The 19,687-nt window shown below is 63.3% G+C and carries 24 protein-coding genes; 9 read left to right on the forward strand and 15 right to left on the reverse strand.

Annotation, left to right across the window (positions count from 1 at the left end; genetic code table 11):
- Positions 1-114: 114 nt before the first annotated feature.
- The 5 genes from AYK61_RS13250 to AYK61_RS13270 all read right to left on the reverse strand — a co-directional run bounded on the left by AYK61_RS13250 (position 115) and on the right by AYK61_RS13270 (position 5,528).
- Positions 115-1,017 (reverse strand): GGDEF domain-containing protein, encoded by a 903-nt coding sequence (locus AYK61_RS13250; RefSeq protein WP_183130263.1) that lies wholly within the window; start codon positions 1,015-1,017, stop codon positions 115-117.
- 47 nt (positions 1,018-1,064) lie between these two features.
- A protein-coding gene (locus tag AYK61_RS13255; protein WP_121872722.1) for an IS3 family transposase occupies positions 1,065-2,320 on the reverse strand; the annotation gives its coding sequence in 2 pieces (ribosomal slippage) (positions 1,065-2,047 and positions 2,047-2,320; 1,257 coding nt in all).
- Between the two features lie 335 nt (positions 2,321-2,655).
- A complete protein-coding gene (locus AYK61_RS13260) occupies positions 2,656-2,874 on the reverse strand; it encodes a hypothetical protein (RefSeq protein WP_147458317.1) in 219 nt (72 codons plus the stop codon).
- A gap of 124 nt (positions 2,875-2,998) precedes the next feature.
- Complete coding sequence (locus AYK61_RS13265) at positions 2,999-3,667, reverse strand: SGNH/GDSL hydrolase family protein (RefSeq protein ID WP_183130264.1); 669 nt, start codon at positions 3,665-3,667, stop codon at positions 2,999-3,001.
- A 34-nt stretch (positions 3,668-3,701) separates the two neighbouring features.
- Positions 3,702-5,528, reverse strand: coding sequence for a DUF4012 domain-containing protein (locus AYK61_RS13270; RefSeq protein ID WP_121871098.1), 1,827 nt, complete (start codon positions 5,526-5,528; stop codon positions 3,702-3,704).
- Between the two features lie 456 nt (positions 5,529-5,984).
- Here AYK61_RS13270 and AYK61_RS13275 point away from each other — a divergent pair, with 456 nt between their 5' ends.
- From AYK61_RS13275 to AYK61_RS13290, 5 genes are read left to right on the forward strand one after another with little or no spacing between them, the layout of a single operon-like run.
- The gene (locus AYK61_RS13275) at positions 5,985-7,208 is read left to right on the forward strand and encodes an alkane 1-monooxygenase (RefSeq protein ID WP_121872723.1); all 1,224 of its coding nucleotides are present in this window, start codon (positions 5,985-5,987) and stop codon (positions 7,206-7,208) included.
- Positions 7,208-7,372, forward strand: a complete 165-nt coding sequence (locus AYK61_RS13280) for a rubredoxin (protein ID WP_037193905.1) — start codon at positions 7,208-7,210, stop codon at positions 7,370-7,372. Before AYK61_RS13275 ends, AYK61_RS13280 begins: the two co-directional genes overlap by 1 nt.
- Complete coding sequence (locus AYK61_RS27315; RefSeq protein ID WP_027495558.1) at positions 7,369-7,542, forward strand: rubredoxin; 174 nt, start codon at positions 7,369-7,371, stop codon at positions 7,540-7,542. Before AYK61_RS13280 ends, AYK61_RS27315 begins: the two co-directional genes overlap by 4 nt.
- Positions 7,539-8,747, forward strand: a complete 1,209-nt coding sequence (locus AYK61_RS13285) for an NAD(P)/FAD-dependent oxidoreductase (RefSeq protein ID WP_183130265.1) — start codon at positions 7,539-7,541, stop codon at positions 8,745-8,747. The genes AYK61_RS27315 and AYK61_RS13285 overlap by 4 nt, the downstream gene beginning before the upstream one ends.
- Before the next feature lie 10 nt (positions 8,748-8,757).
- Positions 8,758-9,378 carry a TetR/AcrR family transcriptional regulator gene (locus AYK61_RS13290; protein ID WP_121871100.1) on the forward strand — a complete coding sequence of 207 codons (621 nt, stop codon included), beginning with the start codon at positions 8,758-8,760 and terminating at the stop codon, positions 9,376-9,378.
- A gap of 230 nt (positions 9,379-9,608) precedes the next feature.
- Here AYK61_RS13290 and AYK61_RS27860 read toward each other — a convergent pair whose 3' ends face one another.
- Positions 9,609-9,734, reverse strand: a complete 126-nt coding sequence (locus tag AYK61_RS27860) for a hypothetical protein (protein WP_259468044.1) — start codon at positions 9,732-9,734, stop codon at positions 9,609-9,611.
- 61 nt (positions 9,735-9,795) lie between these two features.
- On the opposite strand from AYK61_RS27860, the gene AYK61_RS13295 reads away from it, so the two are divergent.
- Positions 9,796-11,259 (forward strand): PLP-dependent aminotransferase family protein, encoded by a 1,464-nt coding sequence (locus AYK61_RS13295; protein ID WP_121871101.1) that lies wholly within the window; start codon positions 9,796-9,798, stop codon positions 11,257-11,259.
- 174 nt (positions 11,260-11,433) lie between these two features.
- Here AYK61_RS13295 and AYK61_RS13300 read toward each other — a convergent pair whose 3' ends face one another.
- The 5 genes from AYK61_RS13300 to AYK61_RS13320 form a co-directional block, all read right to left on the reverse strand.
- The gene (locus AYK61_RS13300) at positions 11,434-12,222 is read right to left on the reverse strand and encodes an ABC transporter permease (RefSeq protein WP_121872724.1); all 789 of its coding nucleotides are present in this window, start codon (positions 12,220-12,222) and stop codon (positions 11,434-11,436) included.
- Between the two features lie 8 nt (positions 12,223-12,230).
- Positions 12,231-13,169, reverse strand: a complete 939-nt coding sequence (locus AYK61_RS13305; protein ID WP_121871102.1) for an ATP-binding cassette domain-containing protein — start codon at positions 13,167-13,169, stop codon at positions 12,231-12,233.
- Between the two features lie 16 nt (positions 13,170-13,185).
- Positions 13,186-14,037: a DUF4097 family beta strand repeat-containing protein gene (locus AYK61_RS13310; protein WP_121871103.1), complete on the reverse strand. Its 852-nt coding sequence runs from the start codon at positions 14,035-14,037 to the stop codon at positions 13,186-13,188.
- 78 nt (positions 14,038-14,115) lie between these two features.
- Entirely contained in the window at positions 14,116-14,604 is a 489-nt protein-coding gene (locus AYK61_RS13315) for a histidine kinase (protein ID WP_121871104.1), read from the reverse strand.
- Positions 14,605-14,794: 190 nt separating this feature from the next.
- On the reverse strand, positions 14,795-15,262 hold the full coding sequence (locus tag AYK61_RS13320) for an SRPBCC family protein (RefSeq protein ID WP_121871105.1): 468 nt from the start codon (positions 15,260-15,262) through the stop codon (positions 14,795-14,797).
- A 99-nt stretch (positions 15,263-15,361) separates the two neighbouring features.
- Between AYK61_RS13320 and AYK61_RS13325 the strand changes: the two genes are divergently transcribed.
- Both AYK61_RS13325 and AYK61_RS13330 read left to right on the forward strand, forming a co-directional pair.
- Positions 15,362-15,970, forward strand: coding sequence for a ClpP family protease (locus AYK61_RS13325; RefSeq protein ID WP_121871106.1), 609 nt, complete (start codon positions 15,362-15,364; stop codon positions 15,968-15,970).
- A complete protein-coding gene (locus tag AYK61_RS13330) occupies positions 15,967-16,593 on the forward strand; it encodes a ClpP family protease (RefSeq protein ID WP_121871107.1) in 627 nt (208 codons plus the stop codon). The genes AYK61_RS13325 and AYK61_RS13330 overlap by 4 nt, the downstream gene beginning before the upstream one ends.
- Here AYK61_RS13330 and AYK61_RS13335 read toward each other — a convergent pair.
- Positions 16,551-16,853 carry a helix-turn-helix domain-containing protein gene (locus tag AYK61_RS13335; RefSeq protein WP_259468045.1) on the reverse strand — a complete coding sequence of 101 codons (303 nt, stop codon included), beginning with the start codon at positions 16,851-16,853 and terminating at the stop codon, positions 16,551-16,553. The genes AYK61_RS13330 and AYK61_RS13335 overlap by 43 nt on opposite strands.
- Positions 16,854-16,898: 45 nt before the next feature.
- Positions 16,899-17,369 (reverse strand): protein-tyrosine phosphatase family protein, encoded by a 471-nt coding sequence (locus AYK61_RS13340; protein ID WP_121871108.1) that lies wholly within the window; start codon positions 17,367-17,369, stop codon positions 16,899-16,901.
- A 139-nt stretch (positions 17,370-17,508) separates the two neighbouring features.
- On the opposite strand from AYK61_RS13340, the gene AYK61_RS27040 reads away from it, so the two are divergent.
- On the forward strand, positions 17,509-17,865 hold the full coding sequence (locus AYK61_RS27040; RefSeq protein WP_147458318.1) for a hypothetical protein: 357 nt from the start codon (positions 17,509-17,511) through the stop codon (positions 17,863-17,865).
- On the opposite strand, the gene AYK61_RS13355 is transcribed toward AYK61_RS27040, so the two are convergent.
- Positions 17,866-18,531 (reverse strand): class I SAM-dependent methyltransferase, encoded by a 666-nt coding sequence (locus AYK61_RS13355; RefSeq protein WP_121871111.1) that lies wholly within the window; start codon positions 18,529-18,531, stop codon positions 17,866-17,868.
- A gap of 63 nt (positions 18,532-18,594) precedes the next feature.
- On the reverse strand, positions 18,595-19,611 hold the full coding sequence (locus AYK61_RS13360; protein ID WP_121871112.1) for an NADP-dependent oxidoreductase: 1,017 nt from the start codon (positions 19,609-19,611) through the stop codon (positions 18,595-18,597).
- Positions 19,612-19,687: the final 76 nt, after the last annotated feature.

A 19,687-nucleotide genomic window follows, 5' to 3' on the forward strand; every position in this document is an offset into this window, starting at 1 on the left:
TCGTGCTCCCCATCCGTCGCGGCGAGTGGCGGCCCGTGACTGTGTGAGCGTCAATCGTTACATGACTCGTTGCTATCTGTGCGGCTGGTGAGACATCAGGTTCGCGCTGACAGATCACGGACGGTCGTCGATCGGGACGTCCTCGGTGGATTCGTCGCTCACGGCAACGCGGTCCCCGCCCAACCTCTTCGCCTGGTACATGGCCTTGTCCGCGCGACCGAGCAGGTTGTCGATACGGTCCATGATGTTGCGAGAATCGACAACTGCGTGGGCGACGCCTATCGATGCAGTCAGCGGCGACCGGTCGGTTTCGTTGCACAACAGGATTCGCAACAGTTCTGATCGTTCCTTCACCGCCTCCGAATTTTCGAGGCATACGACCGCGAATTCTTCACCGCCGAGACGGACGGCGACAGCCGGTGCTGGGAACATGTCCAGGATGCGACTCGCGGTCAATCGGATGACGATGTCTCCGTGTTGATGGCCGAAACGGTCGTTGACCGCCTTGAAGTTGTCGATGTCGATCACCACGACGCTCAGTGTCGCGTCCGGCGCCGGTCGGAGTTGCAAATTGCCTATCGATGCATCGAACCCCCGTCGGTTCTGCATCCCGGTGAGGGGGTCGTAGAACGCGCCCGTTGCGTCGCGACGCAGCAGCATAAGGAAGGAATGACAGATCAGTGGAGCGGAGAACATCACCAGTATCAGCATCACGAGGTAGAGATTGGTCTGCAGCCGCTGTGCCGGGTCGTTCACCATCGCCGACGTATACAGGGCAGCAACGGTGACGAAAGCGAAGATGTGATGGGCCGTGAACAACTTCGGGCCGTGGAACCCCACGACGTAACTGCCCATCACCGTGAACAACGCAGCCAAGGGAACCACCACGGACGGTGAATCGAAAGTAAGCAAAACCGCCGCCAGCACGACGTCCGCGTACAGCACGAAGGCAAAGGAGATGCGCCAACTCGGCCACCCGCCGATCAGCCAAGCGACCCCCACAGGGACGGTGGTCACGATGGTGAACCACAGCGCCCTGAACCGTCCCGGGTTTCTTGCCGCTCCTACGCTTGCAACATCTCCGGGCGGAGTGCCGATTCTTGACTGTAGTAGACCTCCTCGAATTCGTCCGGTGTGAGGTAGTCGAGGGTGCTGTGCAGGCGGCGTTGGTTGAACCAGTCGACCCATCCCATCGTGGCGAACTCGACATCGTCGATGGTCTTCATCGGACCGTTCAGGAACGGACTCCTCTTCGATACCGCCTCGGTCTTGAACAACCCAATTGTGCTCTCCGCCAACGCATTGTCGTAGGCATCCCCGACACTGCCGATCGATGCTGCAATGCCCTCGAGCACAAGCGTTTCCGCGAACGCGATCGACGTGTATTGACTGCCCGCGTCGCTGTGATGAATGAGCCCCGAGCCGACGCGGTGTCCCCCGTGATCTCGTCGCCACAGTGCCATCTTCAGCGCCGTGGTGACCATCGCTGTGTCTTTGACCGTCGAGGCGTGCCACCCGACGATCGCTCGGGAGAAGCAGTCGATGACGAACGCGACGTAGACGAACCCGGCCCATGTTCTGATGTACGTGAAGTCGGTGACCCACTTCCGATTCGGGGCCTCGGACGTGAAGTCACGGTCGAGCAGGTCAGGAGCCCGTGTGGCGTTCTTGCCGCCCTGGATCGTGGTGCGGTGCCGTTTGCCTCGGACGACGCCGGACATACCCTCGTCACCCATCAGGCGGTCGATCGTGCAGGCAGCGGCGTGATGGCCCTTCCTGCGCAGGTGCCGGTACATCTTGCGGCGACCGTAGAGCTCTTCCGGTTCGCCGACCGTGTCGCGGAGAGCGGCGGTGAGGTAGGCGTCGGAGACAGTGCGAGCCGATGGTGGTGCGGTTTTCCAGTTGCGGTACGTGCGTGGGGCGACCTGCACGCCGTGCTCGGTAAGCACGCGGCAGATCGACTCGACCCGGTAATTTTGTGCACGCATCTGATCGATGAACTGGACTATTTGCGGCGGCGAGGGTCGAGCTCCCTCGCGAAGAAAATCGATGCCGACTTCAGGATCTCGTTGGCTTCCTTGAGATCTCGATTTTCACGTTCGAGTTCCTTGATGCGTTGCTGCTCCTCGGTTGTTGCTCCGGGGGCTTGGTTGGCATCGATCTGAGCCTGGCGTGTCCAGAGCCGGAGCGACTCCGCGCCGACGCCCAATTTCGGTCCGATCGCTTTGCACGCGCCGTACACGGAGTTGTACTCGTGGAGGTGGTCGAGGACCATCTTCACCGCACGCTCACGTTGCTCGGCCGGGTACTGCTTCGCCATGTACTTCATCCTTCACAAAGAACGAAGCGGCATCAAACCCGGGACGGTTCACCCATCGTCCTGGAGTGCTGTGGCCGACAATGGGAATCGCCAATGCGATCGCCGCTGCAACCGCGTACGTCAAACACCAGATGCCGATCAGATTCTTGGTGATCTTCAGCGCTTGCTGAGATCGTGCATACGCTACGTTCCACCCGTAATCGACCGGGAGCGACCACCATTGGCGAAGACTGTTCACAGGTCTAGAGCAGCTTTCCTAGTGTCCCGACTTGGATTCACAAGTCAACCACAGATAAAACCGGTTGGTTCGCGAAGAACAGAATTCTCCAGCGTGGTCAGCCTCGCATGCCGTCCGCCAGCTCGAGTACTCGTCCGGCGTAGACAACCATGAACACGTCCAGCGCTTGCTGGGACAGTTCGGGGCACCCGGCCATTCGAAAGTAGTGCTCCAGATCCACCAACCGATCGCCCATCTCGACGCGCTGTCTGTCCAGAGCCTCGAGTTCGGCGACGAGCACCCTGAGCTCTTCTACCTTGTGCAGCACGTCGTTCATCGGATCACCGTCCACGTCGCTGGAGCTGTTCACGGATTCGGCGGCGGAGTCGGGCTTCCCTCCCAACCCCGCCGACGGAAATACTACTCCAAATCGAACATATGTACGAGTGCGAGTTCGCGATCTACAGGTGTCCCATCCCGGCCACCGCCGCAACCTCGTCTGCCATCTCGGCAGCCGTTCGCGCAGTGGGGTGCACACCGTCGAAGGTGGCTCCGGGTCGATCGAGCAGTGGCGCGAATTCTGCGACGGGTATGTCGCGCTCGGCGGCCAGTGCTCGAATTTCGTCGTTGAGCTCGTCGGCGCTGACCTTCCGCGACGACGGAACCGTGGCGATCACCACCGTGTCGACGTCGCGTACCCGGTCCAGGATCGTGCGTAGGTTCTCGATGATCCGGGGCAGCGGTACCGATCGGGCGAGGTCGTTGGTGCCGCCGTTGACGACGAGGATGTCGGGGTTCGCTGCCAGTGCTTCGTCGGTTCGGGCGAGGATCTGCGTCGTCGTTGCGCCGTTGATTCCCAAGTTGGCACCGTCGGCCGCAGAAGCATCGTCTCCGCACACGAGGTACGAGTACCACGACGTGTTGCCGTGAATTCCCCAGTCGACGCGTAAATTGCCTTGCGCCATCGAGTCTCCCAGCGTCACCAACCGGGGACCGGTGTCGTTGACGCTCCACCCGAAACAGTGCGCGTTATGGATCGTCAGCGCCGGCTTCTTCAGTGGTCCTGCCACCAGTGCGGCGACGAGCGCCAACCCGAGTGCCCCGGCGATCCACAGTCGAGTTCTTCGCACGCCGGGGATTCTGCCCTACGGGTGACACGGGGAATCAGTTGCAGTCGGGGAAGTCCACTTCGGTCGGTGCCGGGGCCGATTGCGGCTGAACCGGCGCTTGCGCCTCGCCGGCGACGGTCGGTTCGACGAGGTTGTACTCGACGGTCGTGGTCTGCCCCGGCTCGATGACGACGGGCACGTAGAACACCGGATGGCCCCGCTCGGCAGCAGTCAGCAGAAACAGGGGAGTTCCGTTGATGGTGGCGTTCGTCAAGGTCGCGCCCTGAGTTGCGTACAGCGCCACCACCGATCGGTTGGTTCCCGGGGGTCCGTCGTATCGGGTGGAGTCGTTCTGTCTGCCGGCGATGTAGGTGGTGTAGTCCTGCAGCGGAGCACTGTTGGTGATCTCGGCGACGACGCGGGTGCTCCGCGTCGGGCCGTCGCAGGACTGTGCGGAGTAGGTGACCTTGCGCTGCAGGTAGTAGTCGAGCTTGCCTCCTGCACCGTTGTTCACCACCACCGCGGCGTACGGTTCTGGGCTGTCGGGCACTTCGTGGCCGATCTTGGTCGGACCCAGGATCGCTTGCAGCGCCGGGTCCGCACTCCATACGGAGATGTGGCCTTCACTGGCGGCCTTGCCGAGTGCTTCGAGCAGCGCACTGGGAGATCCGATGTTGCCCTGCATCTTCGCGACCACCCGGGCGGCGATGTCCTGCAGGTAGGCCTTGCGCGCGGTGTTGTCGTCCTCGAAACGGAAGTACGCGTCGGACTGGGTGATCCGGACGACGTTCGATCCGTCGATCACCTCACCGTCACCCATCGTGATGGGACCGACGACATCGAGGATGTAGCCGAGGGCAACGGGATCGGTGGCCAGAGCGCCGTCGACACGTTCACCGGTTTCCTGCTCCCACATCGACTGCCAGATTCGCCCGGCGTACGGGAAGTGCGGGCTGACGTTGCTGTTCTGCCAATTCCGAGTGGGCTGGAAGCGACTCTCGTAAGTGTTGAAGAAGTCCGGACCGAGATCGATGGCGTCGTAGGGGATTCGGAGCTCGTCGTTGCTTGCCAGGCTGTCCACGCCGATTCGTCCGTCCGCAGCCCGCACGATACTGACGCCACCGATCAGCCCGCCGGTTCCCCGCGATTCCGACAGTGTCTGAAACGCCATGAAGTAACTGCGAGGTCCGTCGGCACCGAGCATCGCCGGGAGCACCTTGGCGGCGATGTCGGTGTTGGTCAACAGGGTCGTGAGCTCATGGGTCTGATCCTGCAGCTGAGTTCGAGCGTCGCCGACCTGAGCGACGAAGGTCGGTTCTTCGATCGCCCGGGATTGTGCGTCGAGTACGTCCGCTGCGGCGGCGGCCTGCGACAGCGCGGGCGAAGCGGTGCGCAGGGCGACGATGTCGATGGCACCGTCGGGCCCGCGCAGCCGACTCGGATCGAGTGTGGCCCCCACCTCGACCGATGGAGTCAATACATCCACGGTCAGCCCGTTGACGACGTCGGTGATCTGCGAGACGACATCCAGCGGTTGGCCCACGTACGGAATCGCGGCAGCCGCCTGCCAGATCAGCGAATCGGTGGCGTCCTTCGCCTGGGTCGAGGTACGCACTGCGTCGTCCACGGAAGTCTCCGCAGTCTGCGTATCCCCCTCCAGCAGAGCACTTTTCGCCGCCTGTGCGTAGTCGCGAGCCTGATCGAGGTTGGTGTATGCGGTGTTGGCTGTGTAAGCCAGCCACGTACCGAGTCCGAGCGCAACGACGACGAACACACCGAAACCGAGCAGGAGGCGTCGACCGGTCTTCTTGGAACGACGACGTCTGCTGCGACCACGAGAGCTGCGACGGTCGCCGTGCGGGGAGTCGTTGTCGTAGCTCATGGCTGGATGGGCACCCTTTCGTTGCGGCTAAGACTACAAACGACGTCCCCTCACCGCGACACGACTTTCGGGCGGGCTGCACCGGTCTCGTACCGGCGCAGCCGTCGAACTCAGGACCCGAGGATTGCGCTCACCGCGGTGGCGCCGCTCTCGGCGCTTCCGCTGCTGACCAGCTGAATGATGACCTCGGCGATGATCTTGGCGATGAATACGTCCATAGCTACTCCTGTTGTGAAGTACCCCCGACGGGATACAGACGGACCTACGTGCGCTGCAGCCGTTTGTGACCGGCCACAGCGAGTCGGAAGGTAGCAGCTGGATCTGTCCAAACGGTGGCGCTGTGGGCGCAGCCACATTCCCGTGCTCGTTTGTACAAATTTGCAGATTTGTCCACCGAGGTGACAAATCTGGTGTATTGTCCAATCCATAGTGATCGGCCTTACACAAGGAGTGACGATGACCGCATCGAATGTGGACAACCATGCGCAGGCACCGGTTGCCGAATGGCACGACCGAAAGCGCTACCTCTGGCTGATGGGGTTGATTCCGCCCACGGCGGTGTTCCTGGCCACCGGCCTGGTCTGGGCTTTCAATCAGCTCGGCTGGAACGCAGTGGCTCCGGTCTGGTGGTGGATCGGCGCGCTGCTCGTCTACGGACTGCTCCCGATCCTGGACCGGTTCTTCGGCCCGGACGGCGACAACCCACCCGACGAGGTGATGAAGGCGCTCGAGGAAGACAAGTACTACCGCTACTGCACGTACGCGTACATTCCGTTCCAGCTCGCGAGCTTGGTGTTCGCCTGCTACCTCTGGTCGGCCGACAACCTGTCGTGGCTCGGGATCGACGGAGGGCTGGGGCTGATCTCGAAGATCGGTCTGGCCATCAGCATCGGCGTGATGGGCGGCGTCGGCATCAACACCGCGCACGAGCTCGGTCACAAGAAGGACAGCCTCGAGCGCTGGCTGTCGAAAATCACACTGGCACAGACGTTCTACGGCCACTTCTACATCGAGCACAATCGCGGCCACCATGTTCGCGTCGCCACACCCGAGGATCCGGCGAGCTCGAAGTTCGGCGAGAGCTTCTGGGCCTTTCTCCCTCGCAGTGTCTGGGGCAGCCTGAAGTCGTCGTGGGAGCTCGAGAAGACTCGCATGGAGCGATTGGGCAAAAGCACGTGGAGCATTCAGAACGACGTACTCAACGCGTGGCTGATGTCCGTCGTTCTCTACGCGGTGCTCGTCGCGGTGTTCGGTCCGATCGTGCTGCCGTTCCTGGTGATTCAGGCCATCTACGGCTTCTCGCTGCTCGAGACGGTCAACTACCTCGAGCATTACGGCCTGCAGCGTCAGAAGAAGGAGAACGGCCGCTACGAGCGGTGCACCCCCGAGCACAGCTGGAACTCCGATCACATCGTGACCAACATCTTCCTGTATCACCTTCAGCGACACAGTGATCACCATGCCAACCCCACTCGCCGCTACCAGACTCTGCGCAGCATGGACGGGGCACCGAACCTGCCGAGCGGATACGCGAGCATGATCTCGCTGGCGTACTTCCCGCCCGTGTGGCGCAAGGTGATGGACCACCGCGTTCTCGACCACTACGACGGCGACATCACAAAGGTCAACATTCAGCCGTCCAAGCGGGAGAAGATCCTCGCCCAGCACGGAGCCAAGTGATGGCCGCCTTCGAGTGCCCGGTGTGCGAGTTCGTCTACGACGAGACCAACGGCGCTCCGCGCGAGGGCTTTCCGGCCGGCACAGCGTGGTCCGAGGTACCCGACGACTGGCCGTGCCCCGATTGCGGTGTCCGCGAGAAAATCGACTTCAGGAGTAAGGCATGAAGCTCTACCGCTGCGTTCAGTGTGGATTCGAATACGACGAGGAACTGGGCTGGCCCGAAGACGGGATCGAGCCCGGCACGCGCTGGGACGACATCCCCGACGACTGGTCGTGCCCCGATTGTGGCGCTGCCAAGGCGGATTTCGAGATGGTCGAGGTCGAGCGCGGGTGAGTACGTCCGCTCCGCACGCGATCGCGATCATCGGTTCGGGTGCAACCGGGTACACCGCGGCCAAAGTTCTACGCGCCGAGGGTTTCACCGGGTCCATCACGATGATCGGCAGTGAACACGCTGCGCCGTACCGCCGCCCGACGGTGTCCAAGGAGTTGCTGACCGGAACCAAGTCGATCGAGCAAGTGCAGCTCGGCTCGGCCATCGACGGCGTCGACGTACGCTCGGGTGTCACGGCTGTCGGCGTCGCCGATTCGACTGTGCTGCTCGACGACGGCGACCCGGTTCCGTACGACGCGCTGCTTTTGGCAACCGGCTCTCGGGCACGGCAACTCGATCTCCCGGGCCACGTGTTCACCCTCCGCGGTGCCGCCGATGTCGAGCCGCTGCACGCCGACATTCTGCGCACCCGATCACTCCTGGTGATCGGCGGCGGCCTGATCGGATGCGAGGCAGCCGCAGCTGCGCGGTCCCTCGGAGCCGAGGTCACCGTCCTCGAGGCAGCAGCGGCACCGCTCAACCGGATCGCTCCGGCCGCGGTCTCGCAGATGTACGTCGACCTGCACGCAGACAACGGGATCGCGTTCCACACCGACGTCGCCGTCACCGACCTCACCGAGCAAGGCGACGGAACATCTCTCGTGACCGCCGCGGACGGTCGTTCGTGGTCCGCCGGCACTGTGCTGGTCTCCGTCGGCTCGGTGCCCAACGTCGAACTCGGCGCAGGCATGGGCCTCGAGATCGGATCCGGCGTTCTTGTCGACGCGGGGATGCGTACCTCCACACCGAACGTCTACGCGGCGGGCGACGTGGCAGAGGTACCCAATCGACTCCTCGGCGGCACGTATCGCAGCGAACACTGGAACGGCGCACTGGATCAGGCCGCCCGGGCTGCCCGCTCGATGATGGGTGTGGAACCCGGCGATCTCGATGTCCCGTGGGGGTGGTCCACCCAACACGGCGTCAACCTCCAGTTCGCCGGTTGGACCCGTGCGACCGACGAGTACGTGGTGGCTCGCGGCTCTGTTGCCGACCGCCACTTCACCGCATGTGCGCTGCGTGACGGCCGCCTCGTCGGGGCAATCGGAGTGGGATACCCGAAGGACATCAGGCAGGTCAGGGCGGCGATCGCGACCGGTAGTCCCGTCCAACGTGATCAATTGACGGAGGCCTGGTTGGACGGTCCACAGGCCGTCGTTCGATAGAGTCGTGCTCATGCCCGCAGCCGAACAGACGTCGACCCCCGGTCGATACCGCGTGGCTGCCTCCACCCTCGCACGCGACACCGCGCTCGATGCCCTGCGTGAACTGTTGCACGCGCGCACCTGGCGCACCGTCACCATGAGCCACATCGCCAAGGCCGCGGGCTTGAGCCGACAGAGCCTGTACAACGAGTTCGGTTCGCGGCGCGGAGTCGCACAGGGATACGCGATCAGACTGACGGACATGTTCGTGGACCTGTGCGGTTCTGCGTTGTACCAACATCCAAATGATGCTCGTGCAGCACTGCAGCAGGGCTTCTCCGCGTTCTTCGAATTGAGCGTGCTCGATCCGCTTGTGCGATCGCTGCACGGAGACGACGCGCCAGAGGATCTGCTCCGACTCATCACCACCGACAGTGCCGTGCTCATCGAGCGCGCGGGCGACCGTCTCGCAGAAACACTCCAACACGGCTGGGTCGGCGCGAGTCCACGACACGCCGACATCGCCAGCAAGGCAATCGTGCGCTTGGCCCTGAGCTACATCCCCGAGCCGCCCGACGACATCGCCGCTGCCGCAGACGACATCGCGCTGCTGTTGACGCCGTTCATCGATTCCATCACCGGCGACAACTGACCTCGACGTCCACAGCACTCCCCTGCTCCACTGCTCTCCGCCCCCTCGCTCCCATACGCCCGCGGATCCCGCCGCCGCCCCCGGATCCCGCCGCCGCCCCTGAACTCCCGCCGCCCCCGGATCCCGCAAATGCGCGCGCGTTTGCCAGGTGCGCGCGAACTAGGCCCGGATCGATGGCGAATCCGAACGCCTCTGACGAATGCGCGCGCGTTTGTCGAAGTACAGACGGATCAGTCGACGTCGATTCGACTCCGCGGCGGCCCGGCGGGCGCGCTTCTTCCACCTTCGCGCAGTGCGACCACAGTCCACCCTGCGCCCATGACGGACAGGACCAATACAGCTCCAATTGCGATCATGGACCAACAATGGACTGCTTTCACCCGGAATCGCGCAGTCCAGTGTGCGAGAGTGGCATGCATGGACTCGTTAGACGCCTCTGCGATCTCGGCCGCGGATCTGGCCGCACGGATCGACCCATCGACGTTGCGGAACCGATCCGGCGGTCCGCTCTACCTCGAGATCGCCGACGAATTGCGACGGCTCATCGAGAACGGTGAGGTCTCGGCCCAGACGCGACTGCCTGCGGAGCGCGCGCTGTCGATCAGCTTGGACGTCAGTCGAGTCACGGTGGCATCGGCGTACCGGCATCTGCGCGAGGGCGGGTGGATCAGCGCCCAGCGAGGCTCCGGCACCTTCGTTTCCCCGACTGGTTCGATGCCGTCGTGGGGTTCGCTGGCCGGCGACCGGGAGACTGCGAATCTGGAATTCGTCAACGCGTCGCCCTCCGCCTCGCCCCTGCTGTCCGAGGCGTACGGTGTTGCGGCAGAGAAGATTCGAGACCGTTTCACCTTGGGCGGATATGCCCCGTCCGGCCTGTTCGAGCTCCGCGAATCCATTGCCGCGTACTACCGAGGGCGTGGCGTACCGACCACCGCAGACAACATCCTCATCACCTCCGGTGCCACCGACGCCATCCACGCGGTGTTGGCCACGTTCACCGAGCCCGGGGCCCGCGTGTTGGTGGAGCACCCCACGTATCCGGGTGTCGTCGAACTCGTTCACTCTCTCGGTGGTCGTTGCATCCCGGTGCCGATCGATCCCGACAACACCGACGAGTTCGTGGCTGCAGCAGACAGGGCCGCACGCCAGAGTGCACCTACGCTTGCGTATTTCATGCCCGACTTCTCCAATCCATCCGGTGCGCGACTCCCCCTTCACACTCGCCGGCAGCTGTCCGCCACCATGCATCGCCATGCCGTACTGACCATCGTCGACGAGGTAGCAGCGGACCTGTCTCTCGACGGGTCACCCGACATCGAACCCTTTGGGGCGGCAACCCCGGATGTGGCGACGGTGACGATCGGGTCCACGAGCAAGACGGTGTGGGGAGGGTTGCGGGTCGGCTGGGTTCGGGCCGAGGCAGGTCTGGTGGCGAGAATCGCTGCAACCTATGCGCGACGCCAACTTTCGGTCTCCATTCTCGATCAGCTGGCCGCTACCGAATTGCTGAGCCGATACGACGAGGTCCGTCGGGTACGCGCGGAGGCGTCGAGAATCGCCCGAGACCACACCGTCGCATTGATGCGTGATCATCTGCCGGACTGGCACTTTCGAGTACCGAACGGTGGTCTGGCGTTGTGGTGTTCCCTACCCGACGGCATTCGATCCAGCGATCTCGTCGCCGACGCCCAGTCGCAGGGACTACTGCTGGCACCCGGACTGCGATTCGGAACGGGCTACGCCTTCGACGATCGTCAGCGCATACCCTTCACGCGCTCGCTTCCCGACATCACGTCTGCGGTCGAGATCCTCACTCGTCTGTCTTCGGAGCACACCCCGACGCCGGCCGTCGCGTCGAGCAGACCCACGGCGGTGGTGTGAGTGGCAGCGCCGCACCGTCTACCCCGATCGCGCGTCCAACCCCCGGCCCGCAAACGCGCGCGCGTTTGCCAGACGCTCGCGAATTGGTCACCTGTTCGCTAGCTGAATCGCGCGCACCTGACGAATGCGCGCGCGTTTGCGACGCCGACACCCAACCTCCGATGTCCGACGGCCTCAGCGCACCAACTTCTTCTCGTAGATCGCCATCGACCAGGCATATCCGATCACCGTGATCACCGCGCACCATCCCAGTGCGAGTGGCAGATTCGCGCCCAGCGGCTCCCCTGTCAACAGTCCACGCAGGGTTTCGACGAACGGTGTGAACGGTTGGTAGTCGGCGAACCATCGCAGTCCTGACGGCATCGTGTCGGTCGGGACGAACCCGCTGCCCAGAAATGGCAACAGCAGCAACAACATCGGCAGGTTGCTCGCGGTCTCGACCGACTTCGACGCCATTCCCATCGCCACGGCCAGCCAACTGATGGCGAAGGCGATCAGAATCACCATTGCCGACACCGAAATCCATTGCACAGGGCTCGTATTCGGCCGAAAGCCCACAGCGATTCCTACTGCCAGTACGACCACCACTCCGAGTACGGCCTGCACGGTATTGCCGAGGACGTGGCCGGCGAGAACCGCAGCCCGCGAGATCGCCATCGTTCGGAACCGCGCGGTGATGCCTTCGGTCATGTCCATTGCGACGGTGGTCGCCGTCCCACCGGCGGTGCCTGCGATCGTCATGGCGAGGATGCCCGGCATCACGTAAGGCAGATAAGCGGCCCGTCCACCTTCCGGGTTCACACCAGGAAGCCCTGCCCCGAGCGTCCCTCCGAACACGAAGACGAACAACATCAGGAACACCACCGGTGCTCCGATGACGAATATCGTCAGACCTGGATACCGCACGATGTGCAGAAGACTTCGGCGCAGCATCGTGATCGAGTCGCCCACTGTGTACGTCATCGCTGTGGTCACGATGCCTCCTTGTTGTCGGTCCGGCCTGTCAGTGCCATGAACACGTCGTCGAGATCAGGGGTGTGAATGCTCAGATCCTCGGCCGCAACGCCCGCCGTATCGAGCCGGGCCAACACGGTCTGCAGGGTGTCGACGCTTCCGTCGGTCGGTACCGACAGCGCCAGGCCGTCAGTGTCGACCACCGCGCCGTCGAAGGCTCTGGTTGCGTTGCCGAGCGCTGCTGCGTCGGCGAAGCGAAGACGGATGTGACCGCCGGGCATGCGACGTTTCAGCTCGTCCGGGGTGCCGTCGGCGACGATCCGGCCGTCGTTCAGCACGGCTATTCTGTCGGCGAGTTCGTCTGCCTCGTCGAGGTATTGGGTCGTGAGCAGCACCGTGGTGCCGTCGGCCACCAGGGATCGGACGATGTCCCACATGGTGCGTCGGCTCCGTGGGTCGAGACCGGTGGTCGGCTCGTCGAGGAAGATGACGCGTGGCGGTGCGACGAGAGTCATCGCAAGATCGAGCCGCCGCCGCATACCACCCGAGTACGTGGACAACGGCTTTCGCCCGGCCCCGACGAGATCGAACTGCTCGAGCAGTTCTGCCACGCGCGGCTTGGAGCGCGATCCGAGATGACGCAGTCTTGCCATCAGCATCAGGTTTTCCTCACCGGTCAGGAGGTTGTCCACCGCGGAGAACTGCCCGGTGAGACCGATTGCTGCACGAACGCCGCCGGGATCATTGACGACGTCGCAGCCAGCTACTGTTACCGAACCGCTCTCCGGCCGAACGAGAGTGGACAGAATATGGACAATCGTGGTCTTGCCTGCCCCGTTGGAGCCGAGCAGGGCGGTGACTGTGCCGGCGTCGACGGTGAGGTCGACGCCGTCGAGTACACGTTTGTCGCCATAGGACTTTCGCAGTCCGCGGACATCGATTGCGGATATTCTCATTGCCTGTGCCTCGCTTTCAGCTCTGCGGTGTATGACGGATCGCAATGTCGCCGTATCGCGTTCGAGCGCGAACAGTCACGCTCTCTTCTGTTTCGTCCGGTGCGCTTTCGGGCGTGAGTTCGTTGCGAACGTGCCCGTCTTTCGACGACAGATCGAGCCACGCGGGCACGCCGCGTCGCACACCCAGGGTGATCTGGCCGTATCCGCTCTCGACTTGGATTGCACCACTACTGACTTCGTGGACGGTGATGCTGCCGTAGGCGGTCTTCGCACTCACTCCCCCGAGTGATCTCTCGACATCGAGATCACCGTAAGAGAGCTTGGCGTCGAGATCGGTGCCCGACTCCCGCAACATGATCGAGCCGTGCGACGCCTTGAGCGCGGCGTCGCCGACGACGGTGCCGATCCGAATCTGCCCATGGTCGGCGGTCATGTCCAGATTGCCCAACACAGTGCCGACGGTCGCGTTGCCGTGGCCCGCCCGCACCCACAGGTCCCCGGTGGTGTCGAGTTCGACCGGGCCCATCGAACTCTTGATCCGCACGGCACCGAGATCGCCCTTGGTGCGTAGGCTGCCGGCTGCAATCTCCGCAGTGAGTCGAGATCCCTGCGGCAATTCGACTTTCAACTCGACGGACTCTGTCGGTCCGAAGAAGCTGATGCGCGCCTTGGGGCCGACGACGGTCAGGCGTTCACCGTCGAAGTCGACCTTGGTGTTCTCTGCCCCCTTGCGGTCGACAGCTTTCGACGCGTTGGTGGGCGCGATGGTGACGAGCGTGTCGACACGTTCTGTCGCAACGACTTCGATGCTCCCGACCTGCAGATCGATGGCCAGGTCTATCGGCGTCGGGGTAGCGAATTCGGGCATGGCAGTGCCTCCCTGTGGGCATGGTTGTGAAACCCTGCTCAGTGCAGGGCTACTGGAAAGCTTTGGAAGAGAGGGCGATCAGCGCGCCCAGCCGGCGAAATTATCGCCGGTGCGAACCGTGCGTTGCGCAGCACGGCGTTGTTTGGGTTGAAGTGCAGCAGCGACGGCTCGCACCAACCAGGTGTTCACCGACATCCCGTCCGATGCCGCGGCCTCGTCCACACGTGATTTGAGCGCATCCGGCAGCCGAAGAGTGGTGCGGGATGTGCTCGTGTCGTCGAGTTCGATGCTGGGAGGGGTTTGTTCGTCATCTTCCGGTTCCGAGACAGGTGCCGCCACGACGAATTCGATCTCACGTCCGCGGAGCCTGATGTCCACGGAACCAGGGGCAAGGTCGCGGTTGATGTCACCGACCGCGGCCGACAGCACGTCGAGCATCACCAGACGCGTTGCCGCATCCATCCCGTCGACGAGTCGTTCAGCAGCGGCGCGAGTGTTCTCGTCTCCGGTTGCTGCCGACTCGACCAACCGGCGTTGGAGGTCGTTGACGTACTGGCCGAGTTCCATGCATCAAGAGTGACACCACAATGGTGTCACGTCAAGGCCTAGTGGTGTCACTTGCTCTGGCGAGGGCTTTCGCCCGACCCCCATAAGGCCGATGCGCCCACGTATCGCCTGGCCACCGATGGTGAACCGAACCGACAGAATCCGGGTGGTACCGAGGGCGGCGGCTTTCGCAAACGCCCGACCCCTGCGGTCAGGAGTCGGCTTCCACGATTCGCTTGATTGCCGCCAGGGTCCGCGGGATGCCATCGAGTGCTGCCTGGCTACGAGTGTCGATTTCCTTCTGCGCGTCGTCGCCGAACTTGCGGTGGAAGTGGGCGATGCCGTCGGGCAGGAAGTTCCAGTTCTCGGTTAGGCGTGTGCCACCGTCCACCGACTCCAGGGTGTAGCCCCAGCGAACGAAATTGTCGCCCACCACCCACCCGAATTCACGGCCCGGTTCGGCTGCAGCAACCGTCGACACGGTCTCCCACGTGCGACCCGGGACCACGTTGCGGCCGGTGAACGTCGATCCGACGCCACCGCCGTCGGGTTCGTTCCACCAGCACTCCTGGCAGATCGGGCTCCATTCGCCCGTTCGGGTGACGTCGGAGACAACGGCGTACACGTCGTCGACCGACGCAGCGACGACGACGGATTCGGAGAACTCGAGTGCAGTCATCTCACCATTGTCACCCTGGGCACAACGAAGCTGTGAGCAGACTCGCTGCCCACAGCAGAACCACTGGCGTGCAACAGTATTCGGATTCACACTCGAATCATGAGCGAATCGCCTCGAATGTTCCCGCCCGAACTCCGCAACCAACTTCTCCGTCATCGGGTTCTCGTGCTCGACGGCGCCCTCGACGACGACAACGGCACCGTCCTCACCACTCATCTGCTGACGTTGGCGGCCGAGAATTCCTCCGCCGACATCGCCCTGTGGATTCACTCACCGGGAGGGTCGGTTCCTGCGATGCTCGCCATCCGCGACGTGATGCGACTCGTCCCGTGCGACGTGTCTACGCTCGCACTCGGATTGGCCTGCAGCGCTGGTCAATTCCTGCTGTCGTCGGGCACGCGCGGAAAGCGGTATGCCCTGCCGCATTCGCGAATACTGATGCATCAGGGGTCAGCCGGCATCGGTGGGTCGGCCGTCGAAGTGGAAGTACAGGCCAACGATCTGCGCCATACCCGAGATACGGTGCTCGGCCTCATCGCCGACGACACCGGGCAAACACGCGAGCAGATTTTCGACGACTCTCTGCACGATCGCTGGTTCACCGCCGAGGCTGCCCGCGAGTACGGGTTCGTCGACGCGATCGTCGACTCGTTCGATCAGGTCATGCCTGCGAGACGAGTGTCGTTCGGAATGGAGTTGGCGCGATGAGTACGTACACGATTCCCAATGTCATCACGCGAGATTCGCGCGGCGAACGCGTCGTCGACGTCTATTCGCACCTGCTCAGTGAGCGCATCGTCTACCTCGGTACCGGTATCGACGCAGGGGTCGCCAACGCGATGATCGCGCAGCTACTGCACTTGGAGGCCGACTCCCCCGACCAGGAAATTTCGATGTACATCAACTGCGAGGGCGGTGATACCGCTGCCATGCTCGCCATCTACGACACGATGCAGTTCATCGGATCACCCGTCGCCACAACATGTGTGGGACAAGCCGTTGCAGCAGGTGCGGTGCTGCTCGCAGCGGGCGCACCGGGGCGACGCTCCGCACTGACCCACAGCAGGGTGGTGTTGCATCAGCCGGCTGCGCAGGGACGCGGCACCATCCCCGATCTGATTCTGGCTGCCGACGAAGTCGTGCGCGTCCGGGCCGAGATGGAAGCAATTCTCGCGAAGCACACGGGACGCGACGTCGAGAAACTCCGCCACGACACCGACCGCGATCTGGTGTTGACGGCACCGGCTGCCCGTGAGTACGGCGTCGTCGATCAGGTACTCGAGGGCCGTCAGGCCGCCATCAACGTCGCGTCGCCGCGTGACAGGTCGTGATGCGCCAGGCCTGATATCTCCGCCATCGACGTGCCCAGTGCACCGACGACGGCCGCGAGGATTTCACTCGACGGATCCTTGCGGCCGCGTTCGAGTTCCGAAAGGTATTGCGGTGCAATGCCGGCGCGGGCAGCCGTCTCGGCCAGAGTGTCGCCGCGGACATGTCTGCGCTCGCGCAACCGTCGGCCTACCACCTCACGCCACAACGGCTCCACGGCGCGCGCTGCTCGACGTTCATCGATTCGTATGACCTCTCCCATGATCGGAGCCTAGGCCTCGATCCCATGACGGGTCGGCAATTCTGCTCAGAGCAGAGAGCCCGGTTTCACGAACGTCCTCGCAAAGCGCTTCTGCCAGGGCGTCTCCGTGGCTCGATGCGAGTACTGTCGCCGGACGTAGTCGATGGCCGCACTACCGGGCACCCCGTCGAGCGCGACGAGACACGCCAGTGCAGTGCCAGTGCGTCCGACACCACCGGTGCACGCAATCTCGACTCTCTCGGTTATACAGCGGCGCAGTACCTCTCGTAGTACGACCTCGAGTTCTGTCGAGCTGGACGGAAGCCAGAAATCGGGCCAACGCACCCATCGACTGTCCCAGTCGAACCCGCCGGGATCCTTGCCCTGCAGGTAGACCCCGAGATCTGGCGAAGGTCCGTCAGGCATCGGGTCACGCAAGGCGCGTCCACGAACTACGCTGCCCGACGGCAACTGCAGTGCGCCCGGGCTGTCTACGTCCCACACGTACTCGCCCTTCCCCGGGACCGAGTTCCCCATGCTGTACCCACTCGTCTTCTGAAAGTACCGATACTGCGGTATCGTCCACTCCACCAAACCGAAGCACTCACCGGCCCGCCTCCGACATGGCGCACATGATGATAATTCTGCACGAGAGGGCAACGCCCCCGTTCGTTCGATGAACCCCCACAGGCCACGTAAGGCCCGTAGTGACGGTTGGGCCCTGCACTATCTGGTGCAGTGGCGTCGACGAGTTGAGTATCTCGAAGAACGCGTCGATGGCAAGCACAGATCAACGCTCGATGATCGGGTGCCGATCTTGGCCGGCTTCACCGGATGCCCCGCATGCGACGCCCACTTCTATGGAGATGGACCGCGCGATGCATTGGAACGACTCATGCGTCGCGAGGGACGGCATGCCCACCAATTACGCGCGGCAGTAGCTCGATTGGATCAGCGGTATCGCGACGTGACCGTCGAAGTCGACAAGTCCAGGACGATGCCGTGGTGGGAACGCCGGGCACCATGGGTGTGATCACCGCGGTGGCTTCGTCCACTCGATCGTGTGACGAAAACCTATGCGGTGTTGCATGATCGCACCCGGTAGCCACTTGTCGACCATGTGTCCAATCTCGTCGAAGCTCAGCACCGGATCCTTGACCGGGAATGGCGGCGGCGGCGCTGCCACCGGACTCGGCCATGGTCGGTGCAGAAATCCGATCACCGGATTGGTCACGATCGAGGCAGCATCCCACAACAGATCTCGTGCGCTTCGCGGTGGCGCCAGCCCCACGACGAGCAGGCGACCGTTGGGCGCGAGAATCCGTCCGACGTGGCGTAGTGCGTCGTCCATGTCGAGGTGATGCAGCACTGCCACCATGGTCACGAGATCGATCGAATCGTCTGCCCAGGAGTCGAGTTGGCGATCGGTGATGGACACGTTGTCCACAGCGGCAGAAGTTGCCTCTGCGATTCGACGCATCTCCCCATCGGCGTCGGCCCCGACGATGTGATCGAAATGAGGAGACAAGGCTCGCACCAGGCCACCCCGTCCGCAACCCATATCGACTGCACGGCCGCGCCGGTCCGGCAGATTCGCCAGAATCCAGCTGTGAAAGTAGTCGTTGTGACTCCATGGGTGTCGCTCATTCAGCTCACGAACCCACTGGGCCCCTCTGCCTCCGATAAGGGACGTTCCCATTCGTCTCAGCACCACGGGACCCAGTATCCACGAGGCACGCCCGCGACAGCTGGATGAACCACGTCAACTGGCCAGCTTCACGATCAGGTTTCCACGATGGTCACCTGCCAGGAGTTCGTCCAGCGCAGTCATAGTTCGATTCAGCGGCCCCTCCAGCACGGTGTGAGGAAAGGTGATCGTGCCCTGCGAGAACGAGGGGACGAAGTGGCCGATCCAAGCCTGGATCTGTTCGGGGGTGTGCATGGTCGTGAACGGCCGGATCTGAATTTCCTTGACGATGGCGGTCATGATGTCCAAGCGCGGATGTCCGCCGTGACCGCCGCCGATCTGTCCGGCGAGCGCACCGCACAGCGCGAATCGCGCGCCGAAGGCTGCGTGTCGGACGGCAGTCTCGAACTGCGTGCCGCCGATGGTGTCGAAGAAGACGGTGATGCCCTCCGGTGCGAGTTCACCGAGACGAGCGTCGAGATCCTCGTTCTTGTAGTCGATCGCCGCATCGAAGCCGAGCTGCTCGGTGAGGTAAGTGCATTTGTCCGGACCACCCGCGATACCGATCACCAACGCGGCACCGTGCGCCCTGGCGATCTGCCCCGCGATCGACCCCACTCCACCTGCCGCCCCGCTGACCAGAACCACGTCGCCCGCACCTACTCCTGCGATGTCGACCATGCCATGAAAGGACGTGACCCCTTGATTGAGCATGTACTCCGGGCCGGGGAACACTCCGTCGGGAACGGGAAATACCGCGTTCGACGCGATCGCGGTCAGGTTCCTCCACCCCTGGTTGTGCTGCACGACGGTTCCGACCGCCGTATCCGATCTAGATTCCACTACCCGCCCGATCGCCGGCCCGTACAGAGGCGCACCGACCTCGAAGGCCGGCAGTGGGAGACCCGGGTTCTCGAACATCAGGTCTGCATTCACAGCTACGATCTGTTGGAAAATGTTCTCTACGAGCACTTCTCCATCCCCGATAGGCCGCTGATCCACGACTCGAACTTCCAGCAGCTCGGACGGCTGCTGACCGACATCCGTGCGGTGAGAGCGCAGAACTACCGCTGTGGTTTCGTTCGAATTCATCTCTGTTCCTCTCGACGGCTTGCGAGACCCGGTCTTCCAGGTGCGACGCCGACGGTAGGAACAGATGCGGACAGCT

Source organism: Rhodococcus sp. SBT000017 (genome assembly GCF_003688915.1).
In the GTDB taxonomy this organism is placed as follows: Bacteria; Actinomycetota; Actinomycetes; order Mycobacteriales; family Mycobacteriaceae; genus Rhodococcoides.

Bases quoted from the DNA above. Each gene is read 5' to 3' on its own strand.
- AYK61_RS27315 (WP_027495558.1), top strand. From the start codon at position 7,369: ATGAAGCTCTACCGCTGCGTTCAGTGTGGATTCGAATACGACGAGGAA.
- AYK61_RS13300 (WP_121872724.1), bottom strand. From the start codon at position 12,222: ATGACGTACACAGTGGGCGACTCGATCACGATGCTGCGCCGAAGTCTT.
- AYK61_RS13340 (WP_121871108.1), bottom strand. From the start codon at position 17,369: ATGGGGAACTCGGTCCCGGGGAAGGGCGAGTACGTGTGGGACGTAGAC.
- AYK61_RS13280 (WP_037193905.1), top strand. From the start codon at position 7,208: ATGGCCGCCTTCGAGTGCCCGGTGTGCGAGTTCGTCTACGACGAGACC.
- AYK61_RS13330 (WP_121871107.1), top strand. From the start codon at position 15,967: ATGAGTACGTACACGATTCCCAATGTCATCACGCGAGATTCGCGCGGC.
- AYK61_RS13270 (WP_121871098.1), bottom strand. From the start codon at position 5,528: ATGAGCTACGACAACGACTCCCCGCACGGCGACCGTCGCAGCTCTCGT.
- AYK61_RS13260 (WP_147458317.1), bottom strand. From the start codon at position 2,874: ATGAACGACGTGCTGCACAAGGTAGAAGAGCTCAGGGTGCTCGTCGCC.
- AYK61_RS13360 (WP_121871112.1), bottom strand. From the start codon at position 19,611: ATGAATTCGAACGAAACCACAGCGGTAGTTCTGCGCTCTCACCGCACG.
- AYK61_RS13355 (WP_121871111.1), bottom strand. From the start codon at position 18,531: ATGGGAACGTCCCTTATCGGAGGCAGAGGGGCCCAGTGGGTTCGTGAG.
- AYK61_RS13275 (WP_121872723.1), top strand. From the start codon at position 5,985: ATGACCGCATCGAATGTGGACAACCATGCGCAGGCACCGGTTGCCGAA.
- AYK61_RS27860 (WP_259468044.1), bottom strand. From the start codon at position 9,734: ATGATCGCAATTGGAGCTGTATTGGTCCTGTCCGTCATGGGCGCAGGG.
- AYK61_RS13325 (WP_121871106.1), top strand. From the start codon at position 15,362: ATGAGCGAATCGCCTCGAATGTTCCCGCCCGAACTCCGCAACCAACTT.
- AYK61_RS13315 (WP_121871104.1), bottom strand. From the start codon at position 14,604: ATGGAACTCGGCCAGTACGTCAACGACCTCCAACGCCGGTTGGTCGAG.
- AYK61_RS13310 (WP_121871103.1), bottom strand. From the start codon at position 14,037: ATGCCCGAATTCGCTACCCCGACGCCGATAGACCTGGCCATCGATCTG.
- AYK61_RS13320 (WP_121871105.1), bottom strand. From the start codon at position 15,262: ATGACTGCACTCGAGTTCTCCGAATCCGTCGTCGTCGCTGCGTCGGTC.
- AYK61_RS13305 (WP_121871102.1), bottom strand. From the start codon at position 13,169: ATGAGAATATCCGCAATCGATGTCCGCGGACTGCGAAAGTCCTATGGC.
- AYK61_RS13335 (WP_259468045.1), bottom strand. From the start codon at position 16,853: ATGGGAGAGGTCATACGAATCGATGAACGTCGAGCAGCGCGCGCCGTG.
- AYK61_RS13295 (WP_121871101.1), top strand. From the start codon at position 9,796: ATGGACTCGTTAGACGCCTCTGCGATCTCGGCCGCGGATCTGGCCGCA.
- AYK61_RS27040 (WP_147458318.1), top strand. From the start codon at position 17,509: ATGAACCCCCACAGGCCACGTAAGGCCCGTAGTGACGGTTGGGCCCTG.
- AYK61_RS13290 (WP_121871100.1), top strand. From the start codon at position 8,758: ATGCCCGCAGCCGAACAGACGTCGACCCCCGGTCGATACCGCGTGGCT.